Below are 19,208 nucleotides of genomic sequence, written 5' to 3'. Positions count from 1 at the left end.
TTTACGTGCCTGGTTACCGATCAGTCGCTGGCAAGACTGGGTGGTTCCTGCTTCCGCTTCACCACGCGCCACATTGAACCCAAGGGGGTCCCGGGCATGACGGGCACTCGTATCGCCGCGCTCGGGCACTACCAGCCCGCCAAGGTGCTCACCAACGGCGACCTGGCCGCACTCGTCGACACCAGCGACGAATGGATCAGCAGCCGGGTCGGGATCAGGACGCGCCACGTGGCCGGCCCGGACGAGCCGGTCGACGAACTCGCCGCGCACGCCGCGGGCAAGGCCCTCGCCGCCGCCGGGCTCGGCCCCGCCGACATCGACCTGGTCCTCGTCGCGACCTCCACGGCGATCGACCGCTCGCCCAACACCGCGGCCCGCGTCGCCGCCCGGCTCGGGATGGGCTCGCCCGCCACCATGGACCTCAATGTGGTCTGCGCCGGCTTCACCCACGCGCTCGCCACCGCCGACCACGCGATCCGTGCCGGCGGCGCCCGGCGCGCGCTGGTCATCGGCGCGGACAAGATGACCGAGGTGGCGGACTGGACCGACCGCACGACCTGCGTCCTCGTCGGCGACGGTGCGGGCGCGGCGGTCGTCGAGGCGGTCGAGGAGGGCGACGAGCCCTGCATCGGTCCCGTGCTGTGGGGCTCGGTCCCGGAGATGGGCAACGCCGTACGGATCGAGGGCACCCCGCCGCGTTTCGCGCAGGAGGGCCAGTCCGTCTACCGCTGGGCCACCCAGCGGCTGCCCGCCCTCGCCCGCCAGGTCTGCGAGCGTTCGGGGCTGGCGCCGGAGGAGCTCGCCGGCGTCGTACTGCACCAGGCCAATCTGAGGATCATCGAGCCGCTCGCCGCGAAGATCGGCGCGGTCAACGCGGTCGTCGCCCGCGATGTCGTCGATTCCGGAAACACCTCGGCCGCCTCGATCCCGCTGGCGCTGGCGAAGCTGGTCGAGCGGGGCGAACTCCCCTCCGGGGCGCCGACCCTGCTCTTCGGCTTCGGCGGCAACCTCTCGTACGCGGGGCAGGTCGTACGGGTGCCGTAGCCGGACGTGGGAGCGTTCCGGCCGAGATCGGGACGGGCCGCACGGCTGGACATTGGCGCCGGTAGACTGTAGACGATAGCCAATCCGCGTTGATCGCTCACGGCGAATCGAGGGGGCCGCGATGTTGTCCGCAGGACTGCCGCAAGGAGCCGTGCCCAGGCTGGAGCGGCCCGGGCCGCTGCGCGACCGGGTCTACGAAGCGCTGCTCGAACTGATCACCACCCGCGCCCTGCGTCCCGGTCAGCACCTGGTCGAGAGCGAACTCGCCGGACACCTCGGTGTCTCCCGGCAGCCGGTGCGCGAGGCGCTCCAGCGGCTGAACACCGAGGGCTGGGTGGATCTGCGTCCGGCGCAGGGGGCCTTCGTCCACGAACCCACCGACGAGGAGGCCGACCAGCTCCTCTCGGTCCGTACGCTCCTGGAGGCCGAGGCGGCACGGCTCGCCGCCGCGAACTCCGGCTCGGCCGGGATCGCCGCGCTGGAGGAGCTGTGCGCGCGGGGCGAGCAGGCGGTCGCGGACGACGACGTCGATCTCGCCGTCGCGACCAACGCGGCCTTCCACGCCAAGGTCATGGAGCTGGCCGGAAACCTCGTCCTCTCCGAGCTGGCGGGCCAGGTCGACCGCCGGGTCCGCTGGTACTACACGCCGGTCGCACGGCAGCGCGGCAAGCAGTCCTGGAAGGAACACCGGCAACTGATCGACGCGATCGCGGCCCGCGACGAGGCCCGCGCGACCACGATCATGCGTGCCCACACGGAACACACCCGCGCGACCTACCGCGAACACAGCCAGGGCTGACGGGGTCGAGCGGGCCTGTCGCCCGCCGCACGCCGGCGGCGGCCGCAGGCCGGCGCCTCGGCCGCACGCCGTTTCCGTTCAGGTGCGCCCCGTTCCAGGGGCCCCGTTCGGCGGAGCCCGGTGGCGAGGGGGCCCGGGCGGCCCTAGCTTCGATCGCGTCGAGGGGCATTTCCGGCCGTACGCGGAAACCGTCCGCGCCCGCCCCTCGCGTGATCTGGAGGATCGCCATGCGCGCGATACGTGTCGCTTCCGCGGCCCTGCTCGCCACCGCCGCCTTCGCCCTCGCCACGCCGACGGCCATGGCCGACGACGGCACCGGAAGCAACGTCACGTCGTTCGGCTTCTCCGTCTCACCCACGACGGTCGCTCCCGGCGGCACGGTCACGCTGAAGTCCGACAGCTGCGAGGTCCCGTCCGTCACCGTCTCGTCCGGTGTCTTCGACACCGTCACTCTCGACGAGGGCGGCGCGGGCACCGCCACCGTCGACGTCGAGGCCAAGGCCGGTGCGGAGTACCAGGTGACCTTCGACTGCAAGGGTGAGAAGGGCACCGCCCCCCTCACCATCGCCGGAGCACCCACGGACCAGTCCACGGGCGGCCAGTCCACGGGCGGCGACTCCACAGATGGCCAGTCCACGGGCGGCGACGCGACGGCCGCCCACGACACCGGCGCGCACAAGGGCGTCAAGGCGGGCTTCGGTGGCGGCGCCGGGGAGCTCGGCACCACCGAGGTGGTCGCCGGCACCGCTCTGATCGCGGGCGCGCTCGGCGGTGCCGGGATGCTGCTGATGCGCCGCCGCACCGACAGCCACGACTGACGGCGGGGTCGGCGGGGCCGACGGCTCCTCCGCCCCGGATGACGAGGTCCGGGGCGGAGGGGCGCCACCGCGTACACGAAGAGAGCGGATCGTGCAGGGGTCGAACGGATCGTCGAGGCGCGGCGCGTGGGGAGTCGTGGCCGTCGTCCTGCTGGTGGGGATCCATCTCGTCCGGGGCGGCACGGAGGAATGGCGCGCCGGAGGCCCCCCGCAGCCGGTCGCCGCCGCGGCACCGGACCGTACGAGCGCCGCCGTCGCCCCGGACCACGCGACCGCCCCCGACCCGCTGCCCACCTCCCGCCCCGTACGCGTCCGCATCCCGGCCGTACGCGTCGACGCCCCCGTCACGGACGTCGGCCGCGACGCCGAGGGATGGATCGACACCCCGCCCGCGTACGAGAAGAACCTCACCGGCTGGTACACCGGCGCCGTCACCCCGGGCGAGCGGGGCACGGCCGTCGTCGTCGGCCATGTCGACACCCCGGACGGGCGGGCCGTCTTCTACGACCTCGGCGCGCTGAGCAAGGGCCACCGCATCGAGATCGCCCGCGAGGACGGGCGGACGGCGGTCTTCTCCGTGTACGGCGTCGAGGTCGTCCCGAAGGAGGACTTCCCGGCCGAGCGGGTCTACAAGCGGGGTGCCCTGCCCGAGCTGCGCGTCCTCACCTGCGGCGGAGACTTCTCGAAGCGGCAGGGGTACGAAGGCAACGTCGTCGTCTCCGCCCGCCTGGTCGCCGTGCGCTGACCGGCGCCCCCGTTCCGTAGCCCCACCCGGCTTTGTCCTCGTTCAGGAAAAAGTCTGCTCGGATTCCTGCGCGACTTCTTCCCACCCCGGGACACCGCTGCTACGTTCCCCTCGAAAGCACGACGGAGAGCCCGCCACACGGCACCAGGGGAGGGGCGCGTGAGACGCATGACGGCACGACCTGCCAACGCGCACCAGGCGCGTCTGCTCCGGCTGCTGCGCGACGGAGGACCCAACTCCCGCGCCCAGCTGGGCGATCAGATCGACCTCTCCCGCTCCAAGCTCGCCGTCGAGGTCGACCGGCTCCTGGAGACCGGTCTCGTCGTCGCGGACGGCCTCGCCGCCTCCCGCGGCGGACGCCGTTCGCACAACATCAGGCTCGCCCCCGAACTCCGCTTCCTCGGCATCGACATCGGCGCCACATCCATCGATGTGGCCGTCACCAACGCCGAGTTGGAGGTGCTCGGGCATCTCAACCACCCGATGGACGTCCGTGAGGGTCCCGTCGCCGTCTTCGAGCAGGCCCTGTCGATGGCGGCCAAACTGCGGGCCTCCGGGCTCGCCGAAGGATTCGACGGAGCCGGTATCGGCGTCCCGGGCCCGGTCCGCTTCCCCGAGGGCATCCCCGTCGCACCCCCGATCATGCCCGGCTGGGACGGCTTCCCCGTACGGGAGGCGCTCAGCCAGGAGCTCGGCTGCCCGGTCATGGTCGACAACGACGTGAACCTGATGGCCATGGGGGAGCAGCACGCGGGCGTCGCCCGCTCCGTCGGCGACTTCCTCTGCGTCAAGATCGGTACGGGCATCGGCTGCGGCATCGTCGTCGGCGGTGACGTCTACCGCGGTACGACGGGCAGCGCGGGCGACATCGGGCACATCCAGGTCGAACCGGACGGCCGCGCCTGCGCGTGCGGCAACAAGGGCTGCCTGGAAGCCCACTTCAGCGGCGCCGCCCTGGCCCGCGACGCCGAGGACGCGGCGCGCGCGGGCAGGTCGGACGAGCTCGCCGGACGCCTCGCGGCGGCCGGCCGGCTCACGGCGATCGACGTCGCCGCCGCGGCCGCCGCGGGCGACGCCACCGCACTCACGCTCATCCGCGAGGGCGGCAACCGGGTCGGGCAGGTCATCGCCGGACTCGTCAGCTTCTTCAATCCCGGTCTGGTGGTGATCGGCGGCGGGGTCACCGGCCTCGGTCACAACCTCCTTGCCAGTGTCCGCACCCAGGTCTACCGGCAGTCCCTGCCTCTGGCCACCGGCAACCTCCCCATCGTGCTGGGTGAGTTGGGCCCGACAGCCGGAGTCATCGGCGCGGCCCGCCTCATCAGCGACCACCTCTTCTCCCCGGCGTAACCCCGCCCACGGGTGGGGTGTGGACACGCGTTCCTCCCCCCGGACTCCGTCCGGGGCCCCGGCGGAACGGGTGGGCACACGCCATCCACCGGCCCCCATCCCGCCGGAACCACCTCAGCACCCACTCGCTCAGGCGCCACCCGCACCCGCCGAGGGGATCACCCATGCCATCGCCACCGTCGGCACGCCTTGAAACACCCCTGCTCACCATGTCCGCCATCACCAAGTCGTTCCCCGGCGTCCGCGCCCTCGACGGCGTCGACCTCGAGGTCGCGCCCGGCGAGGTCCACTGCCTCCTCGGCCAGAACGGCGCCGGCAAGTCCACCCTCATCAAGGTCCTCGCCGGTGCCCACCAGCCCGACGGCGGCCGGATCACCTGGCGCGGCGCACCCGTCCAGCTCCGCTCCCCGATCGCCGCCATGCGGCTCGGCATCGCCACCATCTACCAGGAACTCGACCTGGTCGAAGGGCTGTCCGTCGCCGAGAACGTCCACCTCGGCCACGAACCGACCACCGCCGGATTCGTCGTCCGCGGCCGCGAAGCCAGGACGGCCACGGCCGCGCTTCTCCAACGGCTCGGCCACCCCGAGATCGACCCGGCCCGCCTCGTCGGCGACCTCTCCGCCGCCCAGCAGCAGATCGTCTCGATGGCCCGTGCCCTCTCCCACGACGTCCGCCTCATCGTCATGGACGAGCCGTCGGCCGCCCTCGACCCCGACGAGGTCGACAACCTCTTCCGTATCGTCGCCGACCTCACCGCGGCGGGCGTCGCTGTCGTCTACATCTCCCACCGCCTGGAGGAGATCCGCCGCATCGGCGACCGGGTCACCGTCCTCAAGGACGGCCGTGCCGTGGCCGGTGGGCTGCCCGCGGCCTCCACACCCACCCGAGACATCGTTGCCATGATGACCGGTCGGAATGTCGAGTACGTCTTCCCGCCCCGCCCCGCCGAACCCCCGGCCTCCGCACCCGTCCTCCAGGTCCACGGGCTCGCCAGGGAAGGCGAGTTCGACCCCGTCGACCTCGAACTGCGGCCCGGCGAGATCGTCGGCCTCGCCGGACTCGTGGGATCGGGCCGCTCCGAGATCCTGGAGACGATCTACGGCGCCCGGAAGGCCACCACCGGACGGGTCGTCGTCGACGGGCGCACCCTGCGCCCCGGCAGCGTCCGCGACGCCGTCCGTGCCGGCCTCGGCCTCGCTCCCGAGGAGCGCAAGGCCCAGGGGCTGCTGATGCTGGAGTCCGTCACCCGCAACGTGTCCGTCTCCACGCTCGCCCGCTTCTCGCGCGCCGGCTGGATCGACCGTGACGCCGAACGCGAAGCCGCCCGCACGGCCACCCGGGAGCTCTCGCTGCGACCCGACAACCCCGACGCCCGGATCCGTACCCTCTCCGGCGGAAACCAGCAGAAGGCCGTCCTCGCGCGGTGGCTGCTGCGCGGCTGTCGTGTCCTGCTGCTCGACGAGCCGACCCGGGGCGTCGACGTCGGAGCCCGCGCCGAGCTCTACGCCGTCATCCGCCGCCTCGCCGACGACGGCCTCGCCGTCCTTCTCGTGTCGAGCGAGGTGCCCGAGGTCCTGGGCCTCGCCGACCGTGTCCTGGTGCTCAAGGAGGGCCGTGTCGTCCACACGGCAGCCGCCCGTGAGCTCGACGAACACCGCGTACTCGACCTCGTGATGGAAGGGAGCCCCACGTCATGACGCTGTCCACCGCCAAGAGCACCAAGGCGCCTGCGCAAGGGGGTGGTTGGCGCTCGCTCGGGCTGAAGGCCGATGTCCGCAACCTCTCCCTGCTCGGCGTGCTCGCCGTCCTGATCGCGGTCGGCGGCTTCACCAAGCCCGACGAGTTCCTCGCCACCTCCAACCTCCAGCTCGTCCTCACCCAGGCCTCCGTCATCGGGGTCGTCACCGTCGGCATGACCTTCGTCATCACCAGCGGCGGCATCGACCTCTCCGTCGGCGCGATCGTCGCCCTCGCCTCCGTCTGGGCGACGACGCTCGCCACCCAGGAGTACGGCTTCGCCGGCATCCTCTTCACGGCCGTCGTCGTCGGACTCGGCTGCGGACTGGTGAACGGGCTGCTCATCGCGTACGGCGGGATGGTGCCGTTCATCGCGACCCTCGCCATGCTCGCCTCGGCCCGCGGACTCGCCCTCCAGATCACCGACGGCAGGACCCAGATCGTCACCGTCGACTCCGTCCTCGACCTCGGCATCCCCGACGCCTACATCCTGGGCATCCCGCCGCTCGTCCTCGTCTTCGCGGCCGTCACCGTCGTGGGCTGGCTGATCCTCAACCGGACCACCTTCGGCCGCCGCACGGTCGCCGTCGGCGGCAACGCCGAAGCCGCCCGCCTCGCCGGCATCGACGTACGCCGACAGCGCCTCTACCTCTATCTGCTCTCCGGCCTGTGCTGCGGCATCGCGGCCTTCCTGCTGATCATCCTGTCCGGCTCCGGCCAGAACACCAACGGCAACCTGTACGAACTCGACGCCATCGCCGCCGCGATCATCGGCGGAACCCTGCTCTCGGGCGGCCGCGGCACCATCGTCGGCTCCGTCCTCGGCGTCCTGGTCTTCACCACGATCACCAACATCTTCGCGCTCAACAATCTGCAGAGCGACGTCCAGCAGATCGCCAAGGGCGCGATCATCGTCGCCGCCGTCCTGGTCCAGCGCCGCACAGCCCGCCACGGCGAGGCCTGACCCCCGACCCCCACAACGCCCCTGCATCTCCCTCACCCCCGAAGGGATCCATCGCCATGCCAGAAACCAGCCGCAGAGGACTGCTGTTCGGCACCGCGGCCGTCTCCGCCGGAGCGCTGCTCACCGCCTGCACCAGCAACGAGCCCAAGAACCAGGCCCCGGCCGCGAGCAACGTCCCGGCCGCCGACGACAAGCCCGGCACCCCCGTCACCATCGGCTTCGCCGGCCCGCAGGCCGACCACGGCTGGCTCAACGCCATCAACCAGAACGCCAAGGAGCGCGCGAAGAAGTACTCCGAGGTCACGCTGGAGATCACCGAGGGCTCCAACGACACCGCCACCCAGATCGGCCAGATCCAGACCCTCATCAACAAGAAGGTCGACGTCCTGGTCATCCTGCCGGCCGACGGCAAGGCGCTCACCCAGGTCGGTCTCCAGGCGATGAAGGCCGGCATCCCCGTCATCAACCTGGACCGCATCTTCGCCTCCCCGCAGGCCTACCGCTGCTGGATCGGCGGCGACAACTACGGCATGGGCCTCAACGCCGGCCGCTACATCGGCGAGCAGCTCAAGGACAAGCCCAACGCCACGGTCATCGAGCTCGCCGGCATGGACAGCCTGGAGCTGACCAAGCAGCGCACCCAGGGCTTCGACGACGCCCTCAAGAACTACCCCAACATCCGCAAGGTGGCCCGCCAGGCCGCCGACTTCACCGTCGAGTCCGGCCAGGCCAAGATGGCCCAACTCCTCCAGGCACAGCCGAAGTTCGACGCCCTGTGGAACCACGACGACGACCAGGGCGTCGGTGCGCTGCGCGCCATCGCCCAGGCCGGCCGCAAGGACTTCCTGATGGTCGGCGGCGCCGGCGCCAAGTCCGCCATGGACGCCATCAAGGCCGACGACAGCGTCCTCAAGGCCACCGTCCTCTACCCGCCGACCATGGCCGCCTCCGCCATCGACCTGGCCCGCGCCCTCGGCCAGAAGAAGGGCGTCGGCGGCATGGCCGAGCTCGAGATCCCGGCCTCCATCACCCTCTACTCGGCCGTCGTGACCAAGGAGAACGTCGACGAGTACCTGCCCACCGGCTTCAGCTGACCGGCCTCCGGCCGCCCCCACCGCGCAACCGACGAGGAGGAATCCGTATGGAACAGAGGGACAGCGAGGCCGGCGAGGCCACGCCGCCGACACTCGGCATCGGCATGGTCGGGTACGCGTTCATGGGCGCCGCCCACTCCCAGGGGTGGCGCACCGCGGGACGCGTCTTCGACCTGCCGATGCGGCCGGTCCTCGCCGCCGTCGCCGGCCGTGACGCGACCGCCGTCCGGGCCGCCGCCGCGCAGCACGGCTGGGCGGCGACGGAGACCGACTGGCGCGCCCTCGTCGCCCGCGACGACGTCCAGCTCGTGGACGTCTGCACCCCGGGCGACAGCCATGCGGAGATCGCCGTCGCCGCGCTGGAGGCCGGCAAGCACGTCCTGTGCGAGAAGCCGCTCGCCAACTCGGTCGCCGAGGCCGAGGCCATGGTCGCCGCCGCCACGGCGGCGGCCGCCCGCGGCCAGGTCGCCATGGTCGGCTTCAACTACCGGCGGGTCCCGGCGATCGCGTACGCCCGCCGGCTCATCGCCGAGGACAGGCTCGGCGCGCTCCGGCACGTACGGGTCACCTATCTGCAGGACTGGCTCGTCGACCCGGGCTTCCCACTGACCTGGCGCCTCGAGCGCGAGCACGCGGGATCGGGAGCCCTCGGGGACCTCGGCGCACACGCCGTCGACCTCGCCCAGTACCTCGCGGGGGAGCTCCTGGTCGGGGTGTCGGCGCTCACCGAGACCTTCGTACGGGAGCGGCCGCTGCTCGCCGGAGTGTCGGCCGGGCTCGCCGGGGCTCCCGCGGGCGCGACGTACGGGACGGTGACGGTGGACGACGCGGCGCTGTTCACCGGGCGGCTCGCCTCCGGGGCGCTCGCCTCCTTCGAGGCGACCCGGATGGCCGCCGGCCGCAAGAACGCCCTGCGGCTTGAGATCAACGGAGAGAAGGGCTCGCTCGCCTTCGACCTGGAGCGGCTCAACGAACTCTCCTTCCACGACCACACCGAGCCGGCCGCCTCCGCCGGATTCCGCCGCATCCTCGTGACCGAGCCGGACCACCCGTACCTGGAGGGCTGGTGGCCACCCGGTCACGCGCTCGGCTACGAGCACACCTTCGTCCACCAGGCCCGCGACCTGGTCCACGCCATCGCGTCCGGAGCCGGCCCCGCGCCGTCCTTCGCCGACGGGCTCCAGGTGCAGCGGGTCCTCGCCGCGGTGGAGGAGAGCGCCGAGAAGAACGCCGTCTACACCCCCGTACAGCTCTAGGAGGCCGTGAATCGTGACCCGTCCCTTCACCCTCTTCACCGGCCAGTGGGCCGATCTGCCGCTGGAGGAGGTCTGCCGGCTCGCCCGTGACTTCGGCTACGACGGCCTCGAACTCGCCTGCTGGGGCGACCACTTCGAGGTCGACAAGGCCCTTGCCGATCCGTCGTACGTCGACGGCCGCCGCGCCCTTCTGGAGAAGTACGGCCTGAAGTGCTGGGCGATCTCCAACCATCTGGTGGGCCAGGCCGTCTGCGACCATCCGATCGACGAACGCCATCAGGCGATCGTGCCGGCCCGGATCTGGGGCGACGGCGAGCCCGAGGGCGTACGGCAGCGGGCGGCGCGCGAACTGGCCGACACCGCGCGGGCCGCCGGGGCCCTGGGCGTCGACACCGTCATCGGCTTCACCGGCTCGTCGATCTGGCATCTGGTGGCGATGTTCCCGCCGGTTCCGGAACGGATGGTCGAGCGCGGCTTCCAGGACTTCGCGGAGCGCTGGAACCCGATCCTCGATGTCTTCGACGCCGAGGGCGTGCGCTTCGCCCACGAGGTCCATCCGAGCGAGATCGCGTACGACTACTGGACCACCCAGCGCGCCCTGGAGGCGGTGGACCACCGGCCGGCCTTCGGGCTCAACTTCGACCCGAGCCACTTCGTCTGGCAGGACCTGGACCCGGTCGGCTTCCTGTGGGACTTCCGCGACCGGATCTACCACGTGGACTGCAAGGAGGCCCGCAAGCGCCTCGACGGCCGCAACGGGCGGCTCGGCTCGCACCTTCCCTGGGGCGACCCCCGCCGCGGCTGGGACTTCGTCTCGGCCGGGCACGGCGACGTGCCCTGGGAGGACGTGTTCCGGATGCTCCGCTCGATCGGCTACGCCGGGCCCGTCTCGGTGGAGTGGGAGGACGCCGGGATGGACCGGCTCACCGGAGCTCCGGAAGCGCTCTCCCATCTGAAGCGGTTCGACTTCGACCCTCCGGCGGCGTCCTTCGACGCCGCGTTCGGCGGCGATCGGTAGCCCTCCGGGCTTCATGCACGCAGGTCGGCGCCTGGTGGCGGCAACGCCACCGGGCCGGTCCGCCCTGCCCGCGAGCGGCTTTGTCCTCTCGCGGTGAAAAGTTCGACAGCACCGGCGCACAAGGGCTTTCGGGCGTGGACGAACCCCGCTACGGTCCCCTGTGTGGCTGATGTGTACATGACGTAACTGTGGAATACGCGACCAGCGTGACGGCGCACGCCGGTCCCCGGACAACCCGCACACCCGGCCCTACTCCGGAGGACACCCCGTGCACAGAAAACGACTCCGAACCAGGAAGTCACTCGCCCTACTGACCGTCGGACTGCTCGCCCTCGGCACCCCCCAGGTCCTCGCCGCCGAAGCGGACGACCCCGCCGGCGCCACCGCCGCAGCGGAAGAATTCCAGCAGGTCACCCTCGCCAAGGGCGGCGAAGAAGTCGGCGAACCCATGTCGCTCGCCGTACTCCCCGACCGCAGCGTCCTGCACACCTCGCGAGGCGGCGAGCTGCGCCGCACCGACGCCGCCGGCAACACCGACGTCATCGGCACCATCCCCGTCTACTCCCACGACGAGGAAGGCCTCCAAGGCATCGGGCTCGACCCCGACTTCGCCCGGAACAACGCCATCTACCTCTACTACGCCCCACCGCTCGACACCCCCGCCGGAGACGCCCCCGAGAACGGCACCGCCGCCGACTTCGCCAAGTACGACGGCGTCAACCGACTCTCCCGCTTCACGCTGAAGGCCGACGGTACGCTCGACAACGCCAGCGAGAAGAAGGTCATCGACATCCCCGCCACCCGCGGCATCTGCTGCCACGTCGGCGGCGACATCGACTTCGACGCCCAGGGCAACCTCTACCTGTCGACCGGCGACGACTCCAACCCCTTCGCCTCCGACGGCTTCACCCCCATCGACGAACGCCCCGGCCGCAACCCCGCGTTCGACGCCCGACGGACGTCCGGCAACACCAACGACCTCCGCGGCAAGATCCTGCGCATCAAGGTCGCAGACGACGGCTCCTACACCGTCCCCGACGGCAACCTCTTCGCACCCGGCACCGAGAAGACCCGCCCCGAGATCTACGCGATGGGCTTCCGCAACCCCTTCCGCTTCAGCGTCGACAAGGCGACGGGCGTACTGTACGTCGGCGACTACGGCCCCGACGCCGGCGCCGCCGACCCCACGCGCGGTCCCGCCGGCCAGGTCGAGTTCGCCCGCATCACCAGGCCCGGCAACTTCGGCTGGCCCTTCTGCACCGGCAAGAACGACGCCTACGTCGACTACGACTTCGCCACCAAGGTCTCCGGCGCGACCTTCGACTGCGCCGCGCCCAAGAACGACTCGCCGTACAACACCGGCCTCGTCGACCTTCCGCCCGCCGAGCCCGCCTGGATCCCCTACAACGGCGGCTCGGTCCCCGAGTTCGGCACCGGATCCGAATCACCGATGGGCGGACCCGTCTACCGCTACGACGCCGCCTCCACCTCCCCGGTGAAGTTCCCCGAGTCGTACGACGGAGACTTCTTCGCCGGTGAGTTCGGCCGCCGCTGGATCAAGCGCATCGAACAAGGCGCCGACGGCGCCGTCCAGTCCATCAACTCCGTACCCTGGACCGGCACCCAGGTCATGGACATGGCCTTCGGCCCGGACGGCGCGCTGTACGTCCTCGACTACGGCACCGCCTGGTTCGGCGGCGACCACAACTCCGGCCTCTACCGCATCGAGAACGCCACCGGCGGACGCTCCCCCGTCGCCGAGGCGAGCGTCGACAAGACCTCCGGCAAGGCGCCTCTCAGGGTCGCCTTCTCCTCCGCCGGAACCACCGACGCCGACGGAGACGCCCTCACCTACAGCTGGGACTTCGGCGACGGCGGCACCTCGACCGCCACCAACCCCACGTACACCTACCGCAAGAACGGCACCTACACGGCGACCGTGACCGCGAAGGACGCGAGCGGCCGCACCGGCTCCGCATCCGTCCACGTCGTCGTCGGCAACACCGCCCCCAAGGTGACCCTCGAACTCCCCGCGGAGGGAGCCCTCTTCGGCTTCGGCGACGAAATCCCCTTCAAGGTGACCGTCACCGACCCCGAGGACGGCACCATCGACTGCACCAAGGTCAAGGTCACCTACATCCTCGGCCACGACAGCCACGGCCACCCCATCACCTCCGCCAACGGCTGCACCGGCACCATCAAGACCTCCGCAGACGGCGGCCATGACGACGACGCCAACATCTTCGCCGTCTTCGACGCCGAATACACCGACGGCGGAGGCGGCGGCCAGGCCGCCCTCACCACCCACGACCAGGCCAAGCTCCAGCCCCGCCACCGCCAGGCCGAGCACTTCGACGCCCAGAACGGCGTCGCCGTCATCGACAAGGCCCCCGCGAACGGCGGACGGACCGTCGGCGACATCAACGACGGCGACTGGATCTCCTTCAAGCCCTACAACCTGAGCGGATCCACCAAGCTCACCGCCCGCGTCTCCTCCGGCGGCGCCGGCGGCTTCCTCGAAGTCCGCACCGGATCACCCACCGGCACCCTCCTCGGCTCCGCACCCGTTCCCGTCACCGGCGGCTGGGAGACCTTCCAGGACATCGACGTACCCCTGCGGAGCGTCCCCCGCAAGACCACCGAACTCTTCCTCGTCTTCAAGGGCGGCGCAGGCGCCCTCTACGACGTCGACGACTTCACCCTCTCGAACAGCCCCGTGGACCGGACCGCCAAGCGCGTCCTCGTCTTCTCCCGCACCGCCGGCTTCCGGCACGACTCCATCGCCACCGGCATCACCGCACTCAAGGAACTCGGCGCCGGCAGCAACATCACCGTCGACGCCACCGAGGAACCCCGCCAGTTCACCACCAACAACCTCGCCCGCTACGACGCCGTCGTCTTCCTCTCCACCACCGGCGACGTCCTCAACGCCGAACAGCAGACCGCCTTCGAGAACTACGTCTCCACCGGCGGCGGCTACATGGGCATCCACGCGGCCGCCGACACCGAGTACGACTGGGAGTTCTACGGCGGACTCGTCGGCGCCCACTTCGCCTCACACCCGCAGATCCAGCCCGCCACCGTCCGCGTCGAGGACCACGACCACCCGGCCACCGCACACCTCGACGGCCCCTGGCAGCGCACCGACGAGTGGTACAACTACCGCACCAACCCGCGCGGCCAGGCCCGCATCCTCGCCACCCTCGACGAAACCACCTACCAGGGCGGCACCATGAAGGGCGACCACCCCATCGCCTGGTGCAAGTCCTACGGCGGCGGCCGCTCCTTCTACACCGGCGGCGGCCACACCAAGGAGTCCTACGCCGAGTCCGCCTTCCGCCAACACCTGATCGGCGGACTGCGCTACGCCGCCGGCCAGGTCACCGCCGACTGCCGGCCCCAGACCGGCTACCGCGACCTCTTCAACGGAGAGACCCGCGAGGGCTGGAAGCAGGCGGGACCCGGCAGCTTCGACGTCGCCGACGGCGAACTGCGCTCCGTCGGCGGCATGGGAATGCTCTGGTACCAGGCCAAGGAGTTCTCCTCCTACTCCCTCAAGCTCGACTGGAAGACGGCCGGTGACGACAACTCCGGGATCTTCGTGGGCTTCCCCGCCTCCGACGACCCCTGGTCGGCCGTCAACAAGGGCTACGAGATCCAGATCGACGCGACCGACGCCGCCGACCGGACCACCGGAGCCGTCTACGGCTTCAAGTCCGCCGACCTCAAGGCACGCGACGCCGTGCTCCGGCCGCCCGGCCAGTGGAACAACTACGAGATCCGCGTGCAGGGCGAGCGGCTCCAGGTGTTCCTCAACGGGGTGAAGATCAACGACTTCACCAACACCGACCCGGCCCGCAGCCTGAAGGACGGCCACATCGGCATCCAGAACCACGGGGCCGACGACCAGGTGTCCTTCCGCAACATCCAGCTCAGGGAGCTCGCCCCGTAGAGCCCCCACCACAGCCGGCGGCGGGCGGGGAGGCGCCGTACCCCCCGCCCGCCGTCTCCACCACCGTCCAGGGAGGCAGGGTCGTGACCCCGACAACACACACGGGAGCCGGAACACACGGAGCCGGAACGCGCACGGGAGTCTGGTTCATCGGAGCGAGAGGCTCCGTGGCCACCACCGCGGTGGCCGGCTGCGCCGCGACCACGGCCGGCCTGCACCCACCGACCGGCATGATGACCGAGACCGACGCCTTCACCACGGTCGGCCTCCCGCCGCTCGCCTCCCTCGTCTTCGGCGGACACGACACGGCGGCGTGTCCGCTCCCCAAACGGGCCGAGGCACTCACCGCCGCCGGCGTCCTCCCGCACGGCCTCGCCACCGCCGTCGCAGCCGAACTCACCGCCGCCGACACGGAGATCCGCCCCGGCGGACCCGCGCCCGGCGACACGCGCGACGAGCAGGAACTCATCACCTCCTTCGCCGCTGACATGACAGACTTCCGGCAGCGGCTGGCATTGGATCGAGTCATCGTCGTCAATGTGGCCTCGACGGAGCCGGCGCCGGGGGGCGCCGGACTCCCGCCGAGCTCCCTCTACGCCGCCGCCGCACTGCGCGCCGGCTGCCCCTACATCAACTTCACTCCCTCCACCGGGCTGCGCCACCCCGCCCTCACCGACACCGTCGAGGCGAGCGGCCTTCCCCACGCGGGACGCGACGGCAAGACCGGCCAGACGCTCCTGCGCTCCGTCCTCGCCCCGATGTTCCTCCAACGCGCCCTGACCGTACGGGCCTGGTCCGGCACCAACCTCCTCGGCGGCGGCGACGGCGCCGCCCTCGCCGACCCGGCCGCCGCGGCGGCCAAGAACGCGGGCAAGGAACGCGTCCTCGCCGACATCCTCGGCCGAGCCCCGGAAGGCGAAGTCCACATCGACGACGTCCCGGCCCTGGGGGAGTGGAAGACCGCCTGGGACCACATCGCCTTCGACGGCTTCCTCGGCTCCCGCATGACCCTCCAGACCACCTGGCAGGGCTGCGACTCCGCCCTCGCCGCCCCGCTGGTGCTCGACCTGGCCCGGCTGACGGCCCGCGCCCACGAGAGAGGCCTGTCCGGGCCGCTGGAGGACCTGGCCTTCTACTTCAAGGACCCGGAGGGCGAGGCTCCCGCCGCGCTGGCGGAGCAGTACGCCCGGCTGCTGGCCTTCGGCTCCCGCCTGGGAGAGGCCCGATGAGCGGACACCTCGCCTCCTGGGCGGAACTGCTGCGCGTCTCCGCACTGTTCACCGTGCCCGGGGACGCCCTCGCGGGCGCGGCCACCACGGGCCTGCGACCGAACCGGTCCACTCTGCTGGCCATCGGTTCCTCCCTCTGCCTGTACGAGGCGGGGATGGCGCTCAACGACTGGGCCGACCGAGCCGAGGACGCCGTCGACCGCCCCCACCGCCCGATCCCCTCCGGCCGCATCACCCCCCGCGCGGCCCTGACCGCCTCGGCCGCCCTGACCGCCGCCGGCCTCGGCCTCGCCGCCCGCGCGGGCCGCCCGGCGCTCACGGTCGCCACCGCCCTCGCCGCCACCGTCTGGGCCTACGACCTCCACCTCAAGCACACCCCGGCGGGGCCTGCGGCGATGGCGGGGGCACGGGCGCTGGACCTCCTCCTCGGCACGGTCGCGACCACCACCGGGGGGCCCTCCCCCTCCCCCTCCCCCCACCCTCCCCTCCGCCCCTCCCGCCGCCCGCCGAGGGAGGCGCTGCGCTCGGCTGCGCTCCTGGGCGCGCACATCTACGCGGTCACCACGGTCTCCCGCCATGAGGCTCAGGGAGGTTCGACCCGCAGCCCGCTGCTGGCCCTCACCACGACCCTGGCACTGGCCGCCGAAGCCACCCGCACCGCCAAGGCCCGCCCCCTCGTGACCGCCGTGCTGGCCGCCGCCTACGCCCACACCCCGGCCACCCCGCTCCTTCACGCGGCCCTCAACCCGTCACCTCCGCTCACCCAGCGGTCTGTCGGCGCCGGCATCCGTGCCGTGATCCCCCTCCAGGCCACCCTCACCGCCCGGGCCGGTGCGCCCCGCACCGCTCTCGCGCTCCTCTGCCTCGCCCCGCTCGCCCGCGCCCTTGCCCGGAAGGTGAGCCCCACATGACCCACCAACCTCCCGGACTGCGCCTCGGCTACGGCACGAACGGCCTCACCGACCTCCGCCTCGACGACGCCCTCGCCCTCCTCGCAGACCTCGGCTACGACGGCGTCGGTCTCACCCTCGACCACATGCACCTGGACCCCCTGGCGCCCGACCTTCCCGCCCGGACCGCCCGCCTGGCCCGGCGCCTCGGATCACTCGGCCTCGGGGTCACCGTCGAGACCGGCGCCCGCTACGTCCTCGACCCCCGCCGCAAGCACGGCCCCTCCCTCCTCGACCCGGACCCCGACGCCCGCGCCGCCCGCACCGACCTCCTCCTCCGCGCCGTCCGCGTCGCCACCGACCTCGGCGCCCACGCCGTCCACTGCTTCAGCGGCGTCACCCCCGCGGCCACCTCCGAGCCGACCGCCTGGAAGCGTCTCGCCTCGTCCCTCGGCCCCGTCCTCGAAGCAGCGGACTCCGCCGGCGTCCCGCTCGCCGTCGAACCCGAACCCGGTCACCTCCTCGCCACCCTCGACGACTTCCACACCCTGCGCGGTCTCCTCGGCGATCCGGACCCCCGCCTCCTCGGCCTCACCCTCGACATCGGCCACTGCCAATGCCTGGAGCCGGCGTCCCCGGCCGACTGCGTCCGTGCCGCGGCCCCGTGGCTGCACCACATCCAGATCGAGGACACGCGACGCGGCGTCCACGAACACCTGCCGTTCGGTGACGGAGAGATCGACTTCCCGCCCGTCCTCACGGCCCTCGCCGAGCTCACCGCCGCCGGCTACCCGGGCCTGACCGTCGTCGAACTGCCCCGCCACTCCCACGCCGGCCCCGAACTCGCCCGCTCCTCCCTGTCGTTCCTGCGCGACCAGTCCACTCCACGGGAGGCCCCGGTATGTTGACCGACTCCGCCCGCGCCTGGCTCGACGAGGCACTCACCGCCGCCGCGGCCCGCACCGCCCTCTGGGAGCTGCGCTTCGCGTCCGCCGGCCGACACTGCGGCCCCGAGCACGCCGACTCCGCACGCGTCCTCCTCCTCGAGGCGGCACACGCCGACACGGCCGCCCTCACCCGCCTCTACCACCAGGGCTCCACCGCCGAACGGCGTGCCGTGCTCCTCGCCCTCCCCTCACTCGTCACCGGGCCGGAGGCCCTGCCTCTCGTCGAGGACGCACTGCGTACCAACGACACCACCCTGTTGGCCGCCGCCCTCGGCCCCTACGCCGGCTCCCATCTCGCCCCGCACTCCTGGCGCCATGCGGTCCTGAAGTGCCTCTTCACCGGCGTCTCCGTCGATGTCCTCGCCGACCTGCCCCGCCGTGCGCGCGGTGACCGCGAACTCGCCCGGATGCTCACCGACTACGCCGCCGAACGCACCGCCGCCGACCGCCCCGTCCCCGCCGACCTCCATCGCGTCCTCGCCCTCACCGCCCCCACGGAGGAGTCCTGATGCGCATCTTCGACCCCCACATCCACATGTCCTCGCGCACCACCGACGACTACCGGGCGATGTACGACGCCGGAGTACGTGCCGTGGTCGAGCCCTCCTTCTGGCTCGGCCAGCCCCGCACCTCACCCGCCTCCTTCCTCGACTACTTCGACTCCCTCCTCGGCTGGGAACCCTTCCGAGCCGCCCAGTACGGCATCGCCCACCACTGCACCCTGGCCCTCAACCCCAAAGAGGCCAACGACCCCCGCTGCACCCCCGTCATCGATGTCCTGCCCCGCTATCTCGTCAAGGACAACGTCGTCGCCGTCGGCGAGATCGGCTACGACTCCATGACCCCGGCCGAGGACACCGCCCTCGCCGCCCAGCTCCAGCTCGCCGCCGATCACGGCCTGCCCGCCCTCGTCCACACCCCCCACCGTGACAAGCTCGCCGGCCTGCGTCGCACGCTCGACGTCGTCCGCGAGTCCGCACTCGCACCCGACCGCGTCCTCCTCGACCACCTCAACGAGACCACCGTCAAGGAGGCCGCCGACAGCGGCGCCTGGCTCGGTTTCTCCATCTACCCCGACACGAAGATGGACGAGGACCGCATGGTCGCCGTCCTCAAGGACCACGGGCTCGAGCGCGTCCTCGTGAACTCGGCCGCCGACTGGGGCAAGAGCGATCCGCTCAAGACCCGCAGGGTCGGCGACGCCATGCTCGCCGCCGGATTCTCCGACGACGACGTCGACCGGGTGCTGTGGCGCAACCCCGTCACCTTCTACGGCCTCAGTGGCCGTCTCCGTCTCGACCCCCCTTCACCCGACACGTCCCACCAGGGCAACTCCATCCTCCGCGGCGGGGAATGAGGCGG

The 19,208-nt window shown here is 71.8% G+C and carries 16 protein-coding genes; all 16 read left to right on the top strand.

The window, feature by feature from the left end; translation table 11 throughout:
- The first annotated feature begins 96 nt into the window (after nucleotides 1–96).
- Nucleotides 97–1,044 carry a beta-ketoacyl-ACP synthase III gene (locus ACFC0D_RS02325; RefSeq protein WP_376430579.1) on the top strand — a complete coding sequence of 316 codons (948 nt, stop codon included), beginning with the start codon at nucleotides 97–99 and terminating at the stop codon, nucleotides 1,042–1,044.
- Between the two features lie 121 nt (nucleotides 1,045–1,165).
- Nucleotides 1,166–1,843, top strand: coding sequence for a GntR family transcriptional regulator (locus ACFC0D_RS02320; protein ID WP_376430578.1), 678 nt, complete (start codon nucleotides 1,166–1,168; stop codon nucleotides 1,841–1,843).
- 227 nt (nucleotides 1,844–2,070) lie between these two features.
- Nucleotides 2,071–2,661, top strand: coding sequence for a hypothetical protein (locus tag ACFC0D_RS02315; RefSeq protein WP_376430577.1), 591 nt, complete (start codon nucleotides 2,071–2,073; stop codon nucleotides 2,659–2,661).
- Nucleotides 2,662–2,797: 136 nt separating this feature from the next.
- Complete coding sequence (locus tag ACFC0D_RS02310) at nucleotides 2,798–3,406, top strand: class F sortase (RefSeq protein WP_376430576.1); 609 nt, start codon at nucleotides 2,798–2,800, stop codon at nucleotides 3,404–3,406.
- A 168-nt stretch (nucleotides 3,407–3,574) separates the two neighbouring features.
- Nucleotides 3,575–4,756, top strand: coding sequence for an ROK family protein (locus ACFC0D_RS02305; RefSeq protein WP_376430575.1), 1,182 nt, complete (start codon nucleotides 3,575–3,577; stop codon nucleotides 4,754–4,756).
- A 164-nt stretch (nucleotides 4,757–4,920) separates the two neighbouring features.
- Nucleotides 4,921–6,456, top strand: coding sequence for a sugar ABC transporter ATP-binding protein (locus ACFC0D_RS02300; RefSeq protein ID WP_376430574.1), 1,536 nt, complete (start codon nucleotides 4,921–4,923; stop codon nucleotides 6,454–6,456).
- Nucleotides 6,453–7,460, top strand: a complete 1,008-nt coding sequence (locus ACFC0D_RS02295) for an ABC transporter permease (RefSeq protein ID WP_376430573.1) — start codon at nucleotides 6,453–6,455, stop codon at nucleotides 7,458–7,460. Before ACFC0D_RS02300 ends, ACFC0D_RS02295 begins: the two co-directional genes overlap by 4 nt.
- 56 nt (nucleotides 7,461–7,516) lie before the next feature.
- Nucleotides 7,517–8,554 carry a substrate-binding domain-containing protein gene (locus tag ACFC0D_RS02290; protein WP_376430572.1) on the top strand — a complete coding sequence of 346 codons (1,038 nt, stop codon included), beginning with the start codon at nucleotides 7,517–7,519 and terminating at the stop codon, nucleotides 8,552–8,554.
- A gap of 47 nt (nucleotides 8,555–8,601) precedes the next feature.
- Nucleotides 8,602–9,810: a Gfo/Idh/MocA family protein gene (locus ACFC0D_RS02285; protein WP_376430571.1), complete on the top strand. Its 1,209-nt coding sequence runs from the start codon at nucleotides 8,602–8,604 to the stop codon at nucleotides 9,808–9,810.
- Nucleotides 9,811–9,823: 13 nt separating this feature from the next.
- Nucleotides 9,824–10,828 carry a sugar phosphate isomerase/epimerase family protein gene (locus tag ACFC0D_RS02280; RefSeq protein WP_376430570.1) on the top strand — a complete coding sequence of 335 codons (1,005 nt, stop codon included), beginning with the start codon at nucleotides 9,824–9,826 and terminating at the stop codon, nucleotides 10,826–10,828.
- 268 nt (nucleotides 10,829–11,096) lie between these two features.
- Nucleotides 11,097–14,780, top strand: coding sequence for a ThuA domain-containing protein (locus tag ACFC0D_RS02275; protein ID WP_376430569.1), 3,684 nt, complete (start codon nucleotides 11,097–11,099; stop codon nucleotides 14,778–14,780).
- A gap of 83 nt (nucleotides 14,781–14,863) precedes the next feature.
- Nucleotides 14,864–16,009, top strand: a complete 1,146-nt coding sequence (locus tag ACFC0D_RS02270) for an inositol-3-phosphate synthase (RefSeq protein WP_376430568.1) — start codon at nucleotides 14,864–14,866, stop codon at nucleotides 16,007–16,009.
- On the top strand, nucleotides 16,006–16,920 hold the full coding sequence (locus ACFC0D_RS02265) for an SCO3242 family prenyltransferase (RefSeq protein ID WP_376430567.1): 915 nt from the start codon (nucleotides 16,006–16,008) through the stop codon (nucleotides 16,918–16,920). Before ACFC0D_RS02270 ends, ACFC0D_RS02265 begins: the two co-directional genes overlap by 4 nt.
- A complete protein-coding gene (locus ACFC0D_RS02260; RefSeq protein ID WP_376430566.1) occupies nucleotides 16,917–17,807 on the top strand; it encodes a sugar phosphate isomerase/epimerase family protein in 891 nt (296 codons plus the stop codon). The genes ACFC0D_RS02265 and ACFC0D_RS02260 overlap by 4 nt, the downstream gene beginning before the upstream one ends.
- Entirely contained in the window at nucleotides 17,801–18,355 is a 555-nt protein-coding gene (locus ACFC0D_RS02255; protein ID WP_376430565.1) for an EboA domain-containing protein, read from the top strand. Before ACFC0D_RS02260 ends, ACFC0D_RS02255 begins: the two co-directional genes overlap by 7 nt.
- Complete coding sequence (locus ACFC0D_RS02250) at nucleotides 18,355–19,203, top strand: TatD family hydrolase (RefSeq protein WP_376430564.1); 849 nt, start codon at nucleotides 18,355–18,357, stop codon at nucleotides 19,201–19,203. Before ACFC0D_RS02255 ends, ACFC0D_RS02250 begins: the two co-directional genes overlap by 1 nt.
- Nucleotides 19,204–19,208 lie beyond the last annotated feature (5 nt).

It is taken from the genome of Streptomyces sp. NPDC056222 (assembly GCF_042264065.1).
Taxonomy (GTDB): domain Bacteria; phylum Actinomycetota; class Actinomycetes; order Streptomycetales; family Streptomycetaceae; genus Streptomyces.
The sequence above is the reverse complement of the archived record's forward strand: the minus strand, read 5'-3'. Positions and strand labels throughout refer to the sequence as shown.

Excerpts from the sequence above, each read along its gene's own strand:
- ACFC0D_RS02325 (WP_376430579.1), top strand. The coding sequence starts at position 97 with ATGACGGGCACTCGTATCGCCGCGCTCGGGCACTACCAGCCCGCCAAG.
- ACFC0D_RS02320 (WP_376430578.1), top strand. The coding sequence starts at position 1,166 with ATGTTGTCCGCAGGACTGCCGCAAGGAGCCGTGCCCAGGCTGGAGCGG.
- ACFC0D_RS02315 (WP_376430577.1), top strand. The coding sequence starts at position 2,071 with ATGCGCGCGATACGTGTCGCTTCCGCGGCCCTGCTCGCCACCGCCGCC.
- ACFC0D_RS02305 (WP_376430575.1), top strand. The coding sequence starts at position 3,575 with ATGACGGCACGACCTGCCAACGCGCACCAGGCGCGTCTGCTCCGGCTG.
- ACFC0D_RS02300 (WP_376430574.1), top strand. The coding sequence starts at position 4,921 with ATGCCATCGCCACCGTCGGCACGCCTTGAAACACCCCTGCTCACCATG.
- ACFC0D_RS02295 (WP_376430573.1), top strand. The coding sequence starts at position 6,453 with ATGACGCTGTCCACCGCCAAGAGCACCAAGGCGCCTGCGCAAGGGGGT.
- ACFC0D_RS02290 (WP_376430572.1), top strand. The coding sequence starts at position 7,517 with ATGCCAGAAACCAGCCGCAGAGGACTGCTGTTCGGCACCGCGGCCGTC.
- ACFC0D_RS02285 (WP_376430571.1), top strand. The coding sequence starts at position 8,602 with ATGGAACAGAGGGACAGCGAGGCCGGCGAGGCCACGCCGCCGACACTC.
- ACFC0D_RS02265 (WP_376430567.1), top strand. The coding sequence starts at position 16,006 with ATGAGCGGACACCTCGCCTCCTGGGCGGAACTGCTGCGCGTCTCCGCA.
- ACFC0D_RS02260 (WP_376430566.1), top strand. The coding sequence starts at position 16,917 with ATGACCCACCAACCTCCCGGACTGCGCCTCGGCTACGGCACGAACGGC.
- ACFC0D_RS02255 (WP_376430565.1), top strand. The coding sequence starts at position 17,801 with ATGTTGACCGACTCCGCCCGCGCCTGGCTCGACGAGGCACTCACCGCC.
- ACFC0D_RS02250 (WP_376430564.1), top strand. The coding sequence starts at position 18,355 with ATGCGCATCTTCGACCCCCACATCCACATGTCCTCGCGCACCACCGAC.